Source organism: Streptomyces sp. NPDC104106 (assembly GCF_055584345.1).
This window is the reverse complement of record NZ_JBVJMF010000013.1, coordinates 106947-120051: the sequence shown is the minus strand read 5'-3', so window position 1 is coordinate 120051 and position 13105 is coordinate 106947. Positions and strand designations below refer to the sequence as shown.

The window sequence follows — 13105 nt, the reverse complement described above, 5'->3', positions numbered from 1 at the left end:
GTCCACGCCATCGAGCCTAACCGGCGCCGCCGAGTGCCCAGCGGCCGACCGCCTCGTACCGCGGTTGTTCCCCCGGCACTCCCGACCTCGGGAGGTTGCTGCGCACCAGCACCAGCTCGCTCACCGTCCAGGTCGCGCTGGTGAAACCGCGCAGCAGGTCCACGTACGGCCGGGTGTCGAGGCCGTCCCGGCTCCGGGCCACCGTCAGGTGGGCCTTGTACTGCCGGTGCTCCGTCATCGGCACGCCCGCCTTCCGGGCGGCCGACTCCGCCCGGTCGGCCAGCAGCCGCAGCGCCGGTACGTCGCCGTGGGCGCCGGTCCACAGGGCCTTGCCGTGGCCGAACTGGCCGCCGCCGCGGAGGGCGAGCGGGAAGGGTGCCGTGCGGTGGGCCGCACGGGCCAGGCGGTCGGAGAGGTCCGGTACGACGTCGTCGGCGACCTCGCCGTAGAAGGCCAGGGTGAAGTGCCAGCCCGGCCGGTTCGTCCAGCGCAGCTGCTGCGCGCCCGGCAGTCCCTTCAACTCGGCGATCTTGGCGGCGAGTTCGTGGACGACGTGCTCCGGCGGGAGCACCGCGGCGAAGAGTCTCATGCCTTCACCATGGCAGAGCCGGTCGGCATCATGGCCGCATGACGATCACCGTACGCGAGGGCGGACCCGACGACATCCCCGTCATGCTCGCCATGCTCGACAGCTGCGTGGAGTGGCTGGTCTCACAGGGACGCACCGGCCAGTGGGGAAGCGCACCGCTGTCGCGGAACCCGAGGGTGGTGGAATCGGTGACCGGGGACATGGCGCAGGGCACGGCGTACATCGCCGAGATCGACGGCGTACCGGCCGCCATGCTCACCGTCACCGACGCGCCCGGCGCCTATCTGGCGCATCTGCCGCCGCCCGGCGAGCCCGAGCGGTACATCCACTGGCTCGCCTCCGACCGCCGCTTCAAGGGGCGGGGCGCGGGTGCGGCCCTGCTCGCGCACGCGGCCGAGGAGACCCGGCGGGCGGGTGTCGGTCTGCTGCGCGTGGACTGCTACGCGGGGGACGACCGGGGGCTCGTCGCCTTCTACGAGGCCAACGGGTTCGTCCCCACGCAGACGTACACCTCCGGCCCGAACGGCGACTGGCCGGGGCAGGTGCTGGCCCGCAGGGTGCTCTAGCGCCCCGGCAGGCGACGTTCGCCCGGTGCGACGGCTTCCGGCGGGCACGCCGACAGCGCGCACCGGACGCCCCTCCTCGAGGGGCGAACGTCGCCTGCGGGGGCACCGGGCGGACGCGCGTCCAGCGGCGGCGCCCCGCACCCGTCCCCGGCCTGGCAGGCCTACGCCGCCGTCGCCAGTTCCTCCCGCTCGCGCGGGACGAAGCGGACCCGCGGGTGGCCGCCGTGCCAGGCCACGGTCAGGCGCAGCCCCCCGATGCGGGTCAGGACCAGGCCGATGGTCGCGGCGGCCGCGGCCGAGATGACGCCGCCGAGGGCGAAGCCGACGCGCGGGCCGTAGGTGTCGGTGATCCAGCCGACGACCGGGGCGCCGAGCGGGGTGCCGCCCATGAAGACCATCATGAACAGGGCCATCACCCGGCCACGCATGGCCGGGTCGGTGGCCATCTGGACCGAGGTGTTCGCCGTGACGTTCACGGTGAGGCCGAAGATCCCGATCGGGACCATGAGCAGCGCGAACAGCCAGTACGACGGTGCCAGCGCGGCCACGATCTCCAGCGCGCCGAAGGCGAACGCGGCGGCGATCAGCACGCGCAGGCGGGCCGTGCCGCGCCGGGCGGCGAGCAGGGCGCCGCACAGCGAGCCGACGGCCATCAGGGTGTTGAAGAGGCTGTAGCCGCCGGCGCCCGCGTGGAAGACGTGCTCCGCGTAGGCGGAGAGCCAGACCGGGAAGTTGAAGCCGAAGGTGCCGATGAAGCCGACCAGCACGATCGGCCAGATCAGCTCCGGGCGGCCGGCCACGTACTGCAGGCCCTCCCGCAGCTGGCCCTTGCCGCGCGGGGCGCGCGTGACGACGTGCAGTTCGCGGGCGCGCATCAGCAGCAGGCCGACGATGGGCGCCGCGAAGGACAGGCCGTTGGCGAGGAACGCCCAGCCCGTGCCCACGCCGGTGATCATGACACCGGCGACGGCGGGGCCGATCAGCCGGGCGGACTGGAAGTTCGCCGAGTTCAGGCTGACCGCGTTCTGCAGCTGCTCGGGGCCGACCATCTCGGAGACGAAGGACTGGCGGGCCGGGTTGTCGACGACGGTCGCGAGGCCGACGGCGAAGGCGGCCAGGTAGACGTGCCAGACCTGGACGTGGCCGGAGAGGGTGAGCGCCGCGAGCGCCAGGCCGGACAGGGCCATGGCGGACTGGGTGACCAGCAGCGTGGGGCGCTTGGGGAGGCGGTCGACCAGGACACCGCCGTAGAGACCGAAGAGCAGCATCGGCAGGAACTGCAGGGCCGTCGTGATGCCCACGGCCGCGGAGGAGCCGGTGAGGCTGAGGACGAGCCAGTCCTGGGCGATGCGCTGCATCCAGGTGCCCGTGTTGGAGACGACCTGGCCGACGAAGAAGAGGCGGTAGTTCCTGATCCTCAGCGAGCTGAACATCGAGGACGCCGAGGTCTTACGGGAAACGGGGGTAGTGGCGGCCGGTGCGGGGGCGGAAGGTGTTCCGGATCCCGTACTCAAAAGAGTTCGCCTCCTCCATACAGTGGCTTACAGATGTGCGAGCTTCTCCAGCACGGGGGCGGCGGCGCGCAGGGTCGCCCACTCGTCCTCGTCGAGGCCCTCGACCAGGCCGGCCAGGAACACGTTGCGCTTGCGGCGGCTCTCCTCGAGCATCGCCTCGGCCTGCTCGGTCTGGGTGACGACCTTCTGGCGCCGGTCCTCGGGGTGCGGCTCCAGCCGGACCAGCCCCTTGGCTTCGAGCAGCGCGACGATGCGGGTCATCGACGGCGGCTGGACGTGCTCCTTGCGGGCCAGCTCGCCCGGCGTGGCCGAGCCGCAGCGGGAGAGGGTGCCGAGCACCGACATCTCGGTGGGGCTCAGCGACTCGTCCACCCGCTGGTGCTTGAGCCGTCGGCTCAGCCGCATCACGGCGGAGCGGAGGGAGTTCACGGCGGCTGCGTCGTCGCCATGGGTGAGGTCCAGGTCCGGCATGTTCTTTAGAGTAACTCATTACTCTCCCTAAAGACCACCGGGATGCGGCCACCGTGCCCGTGACCCTGGCCACGGAACCCTTCGATCACCCGTATGAGTGAGTCGATTCCGGAAAGTGACGCGTCGGGCGGCCGGATGTGGCGACCCTCGTACACATGGGGACCAGTGTGCTCAGCCTGCGGATAGACGGGGAGCTGCTCGAAAGGCTCCGGCACCGTGCGGCGAAAAGAGGAATGAGCGTCCAGGACTATGTCGTCCGGACGCTCATTCGGGATGACTTCGACGAGCGGTTCCAGGCCGCCGTCGAGGAGACGGAGAGGTTCTACGGCGTCACCTGACGCCAGGGTCGGCCGAGACCGCGGCGGTCACCGGCTCACGTGAGACCCAGGGCCGGCATCAGGTAGTAGAAGGCGAAGACCGCCGAGACGACGTACATCGCGGCCGGGATCTCCCGGAACCGGCCCGCGGCCAGGCGCAGCACCGTGAAGGTGATGAAGCCCATGCCGATGCCGTTGGTGATCGAGTAGGTGAACGGCATCATCAGCATCGTCACGAAGGCCGGAATGGCGATCGTGTGGTCCGCCCAGTCGATCTCCTTGATCGAGTTGGACAGGATCAGGAAGCCGACCGCGACCAGCGCGGGGGTGGCCGCCTGGGACGGGACCATCGTGGCGATCGGGGTGAGGAACAGGGCGACGGCGAAGAGGCCGCCCGTGACGACGTTCGCGAGGCCCGTCCGGGCGCCCTCGCCGACACCGGCCGTGGACTCCACGAACGCGGTCGTGGCCGAGGAGGAGCTGGCACCGCCCGCCGCGACCGAGAGGCCGTCGATGAACAGGACCTTGTTGATGCCGGGCATGTAGCCCTCGGCGTCGGTCAGCTTGGCCTCGTCACTGACGCCCATGATCGTGCCCATCGCGTCGAAGAAGCACGACAGCAGGACCGTGAAGACGAACAGGACGCCGGTCAGCACGCCGACCTTGGAGAAGCCGCCGAACAGGCTGACCTGGCCGATCAGGCCGAAGTCCGGGGTGGAGACCGGGTTGCCCGGCCACTTCGGGACGGTCAGGCCCCAGGAAGGGATGGTGGTGACCGCGTTGAGGACCACCGCGAGGACGGTCATGCCGACGATCGAGACGAGGATCGCGCCCGGCGCCTTGCGGACGATCAGCACGAAGGTCAGCAGCACACCGAGGATGAACACCAGCACCGGCCAGCCGTGCAGATGGCCGCCGACGCCGAGCTGGAGCGGGACGGTGGTCTGGGCGGCGTCCGGCATGCGCGTGATGAAGCCCGAGTCGACCAGGCCGATCAGCATGATGAACAGGCCGATACCGATCGAGATCGCCTTGCGCAGCCCGAACGGCACGGCGTTCATCACGCGCTCGCGCAGGCCGGTCGCGACCAGCAGCATGACCACGAAGCCGGCCAGCACGACCATGCCCATGGCGTCCGGCCACGACATGCGGGGCGCGAGCTGGAGCGCGACGACCGAGTTCACACCGAGTCCGGCGGCCATCGCGATCGGCACGTTGCCGATGACGCCCATGAGGAGGGTGGTGAAGGCGGCCGTCAGCGCGGTCGCGGTCACCAGCTGGCCGTTGTTCAGGTGGTGCCCGTACATGTCCTTCGCGCTGCCGAGGATGATCGGGTTCAGCACGATGATGTACGCCATCGCGAAGAAGGTGGCGAGACCGCCCCGGATCTCGCGGGCGACGGAGCTGCCGCGCTCGGAGATCCTGAAGTAGCGGTCGAGCGCGCCGTGCGGCGCGCCGCCCGGCTTCTCGGGGGTGGGGGCCTTGGCGGGTGCCGAGGTGGACATGCGTGACCTCATCTCCTGCGGGGTTCCCCCGAGCCCCGTTGGAGTTTCATACGAGCAGAAGTGGACACAGACAAACGGTTTCAGTATGAACGTATGAGCGCTAGATCGCTATCTCCGCGCGTAGACCTGATCGCCTCGTAAGCTGTCGTCATGGCCAAGTGGACCCCCAAGCACGAGGCGCCGGAGCCCCTGGAGGGGCCCGTGGTCGCCACCATCACCGGCGGGACGATCGTCTGGTTCGCCCTCTTCCTCGTGCAGCTGCCCTTCTACGGCTGGTTCGACTCCCACGGCCACCTGTGGTGGCTGTGGACCTGCCTGGCCGGCGGCGGGCTCGGGCTGCTCGGGATCTGGTACGTGCGCAGGCGGGACGCGGCGATCAAGCGGGCGGCCGCGGCGAAGCAGAACGAGATGAACGCGACGTCGGCAGGCTAGTGCGGAGGGCGCCGGGACGGCGTGGGAGCGGGCGGGCCGGGCGGACCGGGCGGAATTCGCCGGAAGTCCGCCGCGGAGTGGGGAAGGGGGGCCGATCGGCGCGCAAGGCGGGCGGATCAGCGCGCGGGGCTGACGCGTAGTGCGCGGGGCGGGCCGGACCAGCGCGCGGGGCCGTCGCGGGGGGCGGCACGGCGGTCGAAGGGTGCGGCAAACCAGCCGGACCAGCGGACGGCGCAGCCGGACCAGCACAGGGGCAGCCGAACCAGCACAGAGGTCAGGCGGCACAGCACAGGGGGCAGACGGTGCGGCCGAGCAGCCAGTACGCGGCGCTCCACAGGAGGCGGCACGGCGACCGGGTCGGCGGGCGGCGCAGCAGAACCGGGGCGCGGCAAGCGGGCCGGTGCCCCGGGCAGGCCGGACAGCGCGCAGGGCGGCAGGCCGCCACGTACCGTCGATTACATGACCCATATAGACGCGGGCGCCGAGCTGGACCCCGTGCATCCGGTGGCCCTGCCGATGACCAGGTCGGCAGGTCTGACCGGTGCGGAAGTGGCGGAACGGCGGTCGCGCGGGCAGGTCAACGACGTCCCCGTGCGCAGCAGCCGGTCGCTGGGCGAGATCGTCCGGGCCAACGTCTTCACCCGGTTCAACGCGATCATCGGCCTCCTGTGGCTGATCATGCTGTTCGTCGCGCCGATCCAGGACAGCCTCTTCGGCTTCGTGATCCTCGCCAACACCGGCATCGGCATCGTCCAGGAGTGGCGCGCCAAGCAGACCCTCGACTCGCTCGCGGTGATCGGCGAGGCCCGACCGACGGTCCGCAGGGACGGCACGGCCGTCGAAGTGGCCACGAACGAGATCGTGCTCGACGACCTCGTCGAGATCGGGCCCGGCGACAGAATCGTCGTCGACGGTGTGTGCGCCGAGGCCGACGGGCTGGAGATCGACGAGTCGCTGCTGACGGGCGAGGCCGACCCCGTCGTCAAACGCCCCGGCGACCCGGTCATGTCCGGCAGCTTCGTGGTCGCGGGCGGCGGCGCCTTCCAGGCCGCCAAGGTCGGCCGCGAGGCCTACGCCGCCCAGCTCGCCGAGGAGGCCTCCCGCTTCACGCTCGTCCACTCCGAGCTGCGCACCGGCATCTCCACGATCCTCAAGTACGTCACCTGGATGATGGTCCCGGCGGCCGTCGGACTCGTCATCACCCAGCTCGTCGTCAAGAGCAACGGCCTGAAGGACGCCGTCGCGCGGACCGTCGGCGGGATCGTCCCGATGGTCCCGGAGGGGCTGGTGCTGCTCACCTCCGTCGCCTTCGCGATCGGTGTCATCCGGCTCGGCCGCAAGCAGTGCCTCGTGCAGGAACTCCCGGCCATCGAGGGCCTGGCCCGCGTCGACACCGTCTGTCTGGACAAGACCGGCACGCTCACCGAGGGCGGCATGGACGTCACCCGGCTCAGCATTCTCGACGGGTACGACGAGGCCTACGTCCGCACCGTCCTCGGCGCGCTCGGCGAGTCCGACCCGCGCCCCAACGCCTCCCTCCAGGCGATCATCGACGCCTACCCCGACAGTGAGGACTGGCGGTGCGTGGAGTCGCTGCCGTTCTCCTCGGCCCGCAAGTACAGCGGGGCCGCGTTCAGCGAGGGCGACGGCGAGACCAGCACCTGGCTGCTGGGCGCCCCGGACGTGCTGCTCGCCGACGGCGACCCCGCGCTCGCCGACACCGAGCGGCTCAACGAGCAGGGGCTGCGGGTGCTGCTGCTGGCCCGCGCCGCCCGCGACCTGGACGACGCCGAGCCGGCCCGTGGCGCCCGCCCGGCCGCGCTCGTCGTCCTGGAGCAGCGGCTGCGGCCGGACGCGGCCGACACCCTGCGCTACTTCGCGGACCAGGACGTCCGCGCCAAGGTGATCTCCGGCGACAACGCGGTCTCGGTCGGCGCGGTCGCGGCCAAGCTGGGCCTCGCGGGTACAGCCGTGGACGCGCGGCGGCTGCCCGCCGAGGCGGCCGGGATGGCGCAGGCGCTGGACGCCGGGACCGTCTTCGGGCGGGTCACCCCGCAGCAGAAGCGGGACATGGTGGGCGCGCTGCAGACCCGCGGGCACACGGTCGCGATGACCGGCGACGGCGTGAACGACGTGCTCGCGCTGAAGGACGCCGACATCGGCGTCGCCATGGGCTCCGGTTCGGAAGCCACGCGCGCGGTGGCGCAGATCGTGCTGCTGGACAACAGTTTCGCGAGCCTGCCGTCGGTGGTCGCCGAGGGGCGCCGGGTGATCGGCAACATCACGCGCGTGGCGACGCTGTTCCTGGTGAAGACCGTCTACTCGGTGCTGCTGGCGATCCTCGTGGTGTGCTCGCAGGTCGAGTACCCCTTCCTGCCGAGGCACCTGACCCTCCTGTCCACCCTCACCATCGGCGTCCCGGCCTTCTTCCTGGCCCTCGCCCCGAACAAGGAGCGCGCGAAACCGCATTTCGTGCGGCGGGTGATGCGGTACTCGATCCCGGGCGGCGTGGTGGCCGGGGTGGCGACCTTCGTGACGTACCTGATCGCCCGGGACCACTACGGCGGGCACGGGCAGCTGGACGCCGAGACCAGCGCGGCCACGCTGACGCTGTTCCTGGTCTCCATGTGGATCCTGGCGATCGTCGCGCGGCCGTACACGTGGTGGCGGGTGACCCTGGTGGCCGCGATGGGGGTGGCGTTCCTGCTGGTCCTCGCCGTGCCGGCGCTGCAGGGCTTCTTCGCGCTGAAGCTGGTGGGGGTGGCCATGCCGTGGACGGCCGTGGGGATCGCGGTGGTGGCGGCGGCCGCCCTGGAGTTCCTCTGGAAGTGGGTCGACCGCCGCTTTCCGGACTAGTGCCCGGGCAGGCAACGTTCGCCCTGGCTGATGGCGACCTGCCCCGCGGTCGAGCACGAGCGGATCCGGGCGGAGTGGCAGGACAGCCGAGGAAGCCTGGGCGTGGTGGAACGGTGTCGGCCGTCCGGCACAGGACCGGTTCGGCTACGTGCGGGAGGCCGGCGGGAGCGCCTGCGTATGGCATCTCCCTGACGGGACGCGCTGGGATCTGACCGGCTGAGCCCCGCCCCGCCCCGCCCGCCGGCTGGGCGGGGCGGCCGGTGGGTGTCAGTCGAACCAGCGGTCGCGAGCCAGTTCCTCCGTGCGGGAGGGGTCTTCCAGCAGGGCGGCCACCTCGAAGCGGCGGGGCCACTGGCCCGCCGCCCAGGCCAGGCCCGCCGCGACGCCCTCCAGGGTGGCGGCGTGCAGCACGCCGTCGTCGGTGAGCCGCCAGTCGATCTCCACGCCGTCCACGACCAGTTCGTCGTGCTCGACGTACGTGCGTGGGGTGCGCGGGCCGAGCAGCACCCGCACCGGCTCCGGTACGTCGTGCTCGGTGCCCTCGGAGTGCACCTCGCCGGTGACGGACTCGCTCAGCCGCCGTACCTGGAACAGCTCGGCCAGTTCGGCGGCCCGGGCCGGGCGGACCGGCAGCAGCGGTACCCCGGAGGTGAAGGGCAGCAGGTCGGGCGAGTCGACCACGACGGCCCGGGCCGCGTCCACGACCTCCACGCGCCCGTCGGTCACGGCCCGCAGCTCGTCCGGCAGCGTCACCTGCTCGGGGTCCAGGTCCGCCAACGCACCGTACAGTCCGTGCAGTTGGGCCGGGGAGACGGGACGCGACGGGTCGGCCAGGCGCTCGAGCAGCTCGGCGGCGCCGCCCGGCTCGTCCAGCAGGGCCGCGACCGAGGTGCGCACCCCGAGGGCCCGCAGCACCTGTTCGTCCTCGAACCCGGCGGCGTCGGCCTCGTCGTACAGGCCGTGCAGCAGCGGGTCCCCGCCGGCCGCCAGCAGACCGGCCGGGCGGCGGCCGTCGAGCACCGGGTGCCCGCGCAGCCACCACGCGGTGTACGGCCGTACGACCTCGTGCGTGCCGTCGGGCAGCAGGACGCGGACCGGCTGGGTCAGCGCGTCCCGCAGCGGCGGCTGGGCGAGCAGGGCGAGCGCCTCGGGCCAGCGGTCGTCGTCCACGAGGTCCAGGTCGCGCACGGCGATCAGCTCGGTGGCGACCGGCGGTACGGGGCTGTCGGGGAAGCGGTCGAGGATGTCCTCGCACCACACGTCGACGGCGTCGAGCAGCCCGGCGTCGTCGGGCTCGGCGAAGTCGCCCTCGCGCGGCTCCAGTTCGTCGGGGTCGAGGACGACGTCGGTGGCCCGCACCAGCGCGAAGTTCGCGAGCACCCCGCAGGCGGTCAGCGGCTGCTCACCCCACCTCTCGGCCAGGTCGTGGTCGACGGCGGCCAGTTCGCCCTCGCGGACCACCCGGGCGAAGGGGCTGCCCGGGAGGACCAGCTCGGCGGCCGGTGCCGGCTCCCCGTCCTCGTCGGGCAGGGCGAGCGCGCCGAGCCAGGGTTCGTCACCGGGCTCCAGGCCCGCGTCGCGGACCAACGCCAGGACGGTGTCGGCGAGTTCCTCGGCGTCCGGGGCGTCCTCGTCCCAGCCCAGCACGCCCTCGTCGTCCAGCGAGGCGGCGACGGCGGCCCGCACCTGCGGGGTCGTCAGCACCGCGCGCGGGCCGGCGGGCAGCGCGCCCAGCTTCTCCAGCAGCGGGTGCGCGGCGTCCTCGTGGGCGACCTTCAGCCCGAGCCGGCCGAGGACGTCCGGGTCGATCCGCGTGCCGTCGGGGGTGGGCAGCAGGACCTGCCGGGGCCCGATGGTCGTCCGCCCGTCGGCGAGCGGCACGGGCAGCCCGGACAGCCGGTCGGGATCGACCCCGGCGAGGCTGTCGTAGAGCCGCCACCACCAGCCCGGCTCCTTCTCCAGTCCGGCGAGCCGGTCGATGGCGTCGGCGAGCGGCACCCGGTCGACACCGAGGCCGCGCAGCTCGGCCCGGCGCTCCAGGCCGGCGGGCAGCAGGGTGGGCAGCACCTCGGCGAGCACCCGTACGGTGTCGGCCCCGGCGCCCTCCACGATCTCCGCGTCGCGGGGCCGCAGCACCTCGGGCAGCTCGTCCTCGCCCGTGGGGGCGAGGGCCGGGGGCAGGAACGCGGTGCGCGGCAGCCGCTCCAGTACGGCCTGCCGCAGGGCGCCGTCCAGCTCGCCCTTGCCCAGCGGTCCGGGCACGAGGTCGATGATCCCTTCCGTCACCGGCCGCCAGGCGGCGAGGAGTTCGGCATAGGCGTCGGCCGCCCGCTGCACCAGGAAGTCGGTCAGGGGGCCGGGGGCGGCGTGCCGGCGGGTGGTGTCGAGGGGGAAGGAGGCGATGAGCAGCGCGGGCACGCCGAGGGGTTCGTCGCTGGGGGTGGGCGCGTGCACGACGGGCGCGGTGCGCGGGCGCACCGGGCGCCCGGCCGCGTCCTCGGGCACGGCCCAGGTGACGGACCAGTGGGGCCGCAGCCGTTCCTCGACGGGCCGGTCGGCGAGCAGGTCGGGCGTGAGCGCGCCGTGCGCGACGGCCGTGCGCCACCGTGTGGTGCCCTCCCGCGAGTCCTCGACGACGGTGACGGCGCCGTCGCCGCGGCGGCGGAGGGTGCGCGGGCTCCGGCCGTCGATCTCGACGACGACCTCCTCCAGCCCGGGCAGGGCGAGGAGCAGCGCGTCGTCCAGGGCGTCCAGGAGCCGCTCGGCGAGGTCGGCCGCGGCCGCGTCGCGCAGGGGCAGGATGACGGCGGTGTCGTACGGGTCCGGGGCGGAGCCCTCGGCGGCGAACGGCAGCCGGAGCAGCGGCACATGGCCGTCCCGCCGCCGGACCTCGTCGCCCAGTGCCGGGCTGTGCCGCGCGGTCTCGGCGGCCAGCTCGCGCGCCTCGGCGAGCGACCAGCGGACCCCGCCGTGCCGCCCGACGATCGCGGGCTCGTCGGTCACCGCGAGTACGGCGGCGAACCCGACGCCGAACCGCCCCACGGCACTTCGGGAGCCCTCGGCGTCCCGCTTGGCGGAGGCCCGCAGCGTGGACAGCGACTCGACACCGGCCGCGTCCAGCGGGGCGCCGGTGTTGGCGGCGACGAGGACCCCGTCCCGGAGGGTGAGCCGCAGCCGGCCCGGCGCCTTGGCGCGGGCGGCGGCGTCGGCGGCGTTCTGCGCCAGCTCCACCACGAGCCGGTCCCGGTATCCGCCCAGGACCAGGTCTTCCTCGGCGTTGGCGTCCTCCCGGAACCGGGCGGCACTGGTGGCCCAGGCGTCGAGCACCCCGCGCCGCAGCCGAGCGGTACCGAAGGGATCGGCGCCCTCGGCCGCCGGCCGCACGAACTTGCTGCTCACGTTCACTCTCCTCACCTACGTGAGGACGAAGGTACCGCTCGCGGCGCCTGGCGGATGCCGGGGTGGGCGGGGAGAGGGCGGGCATCGAGGGAGCCGGGGCCGTGGACCCGCCTGCGGATCGCGTCGGACATCAGGGCGCGGCCGACGCCCGTGCCCCGGGCCTGTTCCGCGACCACCAGCCAGTGGACCTTGTGGACCGGGGCCGTTCCCCCGAAGAGCAGGCCGCCGAGCGGGGCCGTGCCGGGGCCGCCCCCGGTCTCGGCCTCGGCCTCGGCGACCAGTGCGGTGCCACGGCTGACGTGCTCGTCGACGGCGGCGGTGAAGCCGGGATCGTCCACCATCGGGCCGAACCAGTGCTCCACCTGGGCCGCCAGCCGGAGGAACCCGGGGAGGTCCCGCCGCCGCGCGAGTCGGATGATCGTCCGCTCAGTGTCGCAGCGGCGGACGGCGTCCGGAAGGCCGTTCAGGAGTGGCCCAGTTCGGCCGTCTCCTCGTCGGCCGGTTCCGGGACCGAGCCCGAGTCGCGGGCGGGGCGCAGGGGGAAGGCGTCGACCCTCGTCTCGTCGATGACGGGCGGAGCCACCTGAGGGGGCTTCGGCATGACCGCCGCCTCCGAGTGGGCGCCGCAGCCGTAGGCGAGGGAGACCACGCGGCCGTCGGCCGGGGCGAACTCGTTGGCGCACACGCCGAACGCCTGGCCCAGCGAGCCGCCGATCGGGGCGAGGAAGCCGCAGGTCAGGCAGGTGGCCGGGGCCGCCTGGGCCATCGGGGTCTTCGGACCGAAGGCCTCCTCCCAGCGGTCGGCCGCGGTGTGCAGGCCGTAGCGGGACAGGACGCGGGCACGGCGCATGCCCAGTTCCTCGGCGACGGCCGCGATCGAGCCACGGGAGGGAGCCGTCGGCTGGACGGCGGGGGCGCCGGGAGTGACGTCGGCGTCCTCCGCCTCCGCCAGCTCCTCCATCTCGTGGGAGACCATCGAGTTCGGCGGCGGCTCCTCCTCGGCCGTGTAGCCGGGCTCCAGACGCAGGTCCTCCTGGTCGGTGGGCAGGAGGTCGCCGGGGCCGAGGTCGCCGGGGCGCAGCCGCTCGCTCCACGGGACCCACTCGGGGGCGAGGAGCGCGTCGGGGCCGGGGAGCAGGACGACCTCGTCGAGGGTGACGATCTTGGCGCGGGAGGCGCGGGCCACCGTCACCGCCCAGCGCCAGCCGCGGTAGCCCAGCTCCTTGCACTCGAAGAAGTGCGTGACAACGCGGTCGCCCTCCGACACCAGGCCGGCGTGCTCGCCGACCACGCCGGGAGCGGCGGCCTCCTCGGCGGCGGCGCGGGCGAGATCGACCGCCTCGGCGCACAGACGGTCGGGGGTGCGGCTTCGCGTTGTCGCTGCGCTCACAGGTATCGCTTCTCTCCTACGCCGTCTCACGAGTGGGCCTGCCACCGGCGGGCCTGCCGACGGAGC

At 73.1% G+C, this 13105-nt stretch carries 11 protein-coding genes; 4 read left to right on the top strand and 7 right to left on the bottom strand.

From position 1 onward, the window contains the following. Window positions 1-16: 16 nt before the first annotated feature. Entirely contained in the window at window positions 17-589 is a 573-nt protein-coding gene (thpR, locus tag ACZ60X_RS27950) for an RNA 2',3'-cyclic phosphodiesterase (RefSeq protein WP_469603969.1), read from the bottom strand. A gap of 38 nt (window positions 590-627) precedes the next feature. Between thpR and ACZ60X_RS27945 the strand changes: the two genes are divergently transcribed. Continuing rightward, window positions 628-1155 carry a GNAT family N-acetyltransferase gene (locus ACZ60X_RS27945; protein WP_469603966.1) on the top strand — a complete coding sequence of 176 codons (528 nt, stop codon included), beginning with the start codon at window positions 628-630 and terminating at the stop codon, window positions 1153-1155. 161 nt (window positions 1156-1316) lie between these two features. Here the strand turns inward: ACZ60X_RS27945 and ACZ60X_RS27940 are convergent, their stop codons facing one another. Further along, complete coding sequence (locus ACZ60X_RS27940) at window positions 1317-2669, bottom strand: MFS transporter (RefSeq protein ID WP_469603963.1); 1353 nt, start codon at window positions 2667-2669, stop codon at window positions 1317-1319. A gap of 27 nt (window positions 2670-2696) precedes the next feature. Beyond that, window positions 2697-3140: a MarR family winged helix-turn-helix transcriptional regulator gene (locus ACZ60X_RS27935; protein ID WP_469603961.1), complete on the bottom strand. Its 444-nt coding sequence runs from the start codon at window positions 3138-3140 to the stop codon at window positions 2697-2699. Window positions 3141-3295: 155 nt separating this feature from the next. Here ACZ60X_RS27935 and ACZ60X_RS27930 point away from each other — a divergent pair, with 155 nt between their 5' ends. Then, window positions 3296-3478 carry a ribbon-helix-helix protein, CopG family gene (locus ACZ60X_RS27930; RefSeq protein ID WP_469603959.1) on the top strand — a complete coding sequence of 61 codons (183 nt, stop codon included), beginning with the start codon at window positions 3296-3298 and terminating at the stop codon, window positions 3476-3478. Window positions 3479-3513: 35 nt separating this feature from the next. On the opposite strand, the gene ACZ60X_RS27925 is transcribed toward ACZ60X_RS27930, so the two are convergent. Then, window positions 3514-4962 (bottom strand): NCS2 family permease, encoded by a 1449-nt coding sequence (locus tag ACZ60X_RS27925; protein WP_469603956.1) that lies wholly within the window; start codon window positions 4960-4962, stop codon window positions 3514-3516. Between the two features lie 150 nt (window positions 4963-5112). Between ACZ60X_RS27925 and ACZ60X_RS27920 the strand changes: the two genes are divergently transcribed. Both ACZ60X_RS27920 and ACZ60X_RS27915 read left to right on the top strand, forming a co-directional pair. After that, window positions 5113-5394, top strand: a complete 282-nt coding sequence (locus ACZ60X_RS27920; protein WP_469603953.1) for a DUF2530 domain-containing protein — start codon at window positions 5113-5115, stop codon at window positions 5392-5394. Window positions 5395-5853: 459 nt separating this feature from the next. Continuing rightward, the gene (locus tag ACZ60X_RS27915) at window positions 5854-8250 is read left to right on the top strand and encodes an HAD-IC family P-type ATPase (protein ID WP_469603950.1); all 2397 of its coding nucleotides are present in this window, start codon (window positions 5854-5856) and stop codon (window positions 8248-8250) included. A 267-nt stretch (window positions 8251-8517) separates the two neighbouring features. On the opposite strand, the gene ACZ60X_RS27910 is transcribed toward ACZ60X_RS27915, so the two are convergent. The 3 genes from ACZ60X_RS27910 to ACZ60X_RS27900 all read right to left on the bottom strand — a co-directional run bounded on the left by ACZ60X_RS27910 (window position 8518) and on the right by ACZ60X_RS27900 (window position 13039). Beyond that, window positions 8518-11649, bottom strand: coding sequence for a sacsin N-terminal ATP-binding-like domain-containing protein (locus ACZ60X_RS27910; protein ID WP_469603948.1), 3132 nt, complete (start codon window positions 11647-11649; stop codon window positions 8518-8520). An 11-nt stretch (window positions 11650-11660) separates the two neighbouring features. Continuing rightward, window positions 11661-11990, bottom strand: a complete 330-nt coding sequence (locus tag ACZ60X_RS27905; RefSeq protein ID WP_469603945.1) for a hypothetical protein — start codon at window positions 11988-11990, stop codon at window positions 11661-11663. Between the two features lie 122 nt (window positions 11991-12112). After that, the gene (locus ACZ60X_RS27900) at window positions 12113-13039 is read right to left on the bottom strand and encodes a DUF3027 domain-containing protein (protein ID WP_469603942.1); all 927 of its coding nucleotides are present in this window, start codon (window positions 13037-13039) and stop codon (window positions 12113-12115) included. Between the last annotated feature and the right edge of the window lie 66 nt (window positions 13040-13105).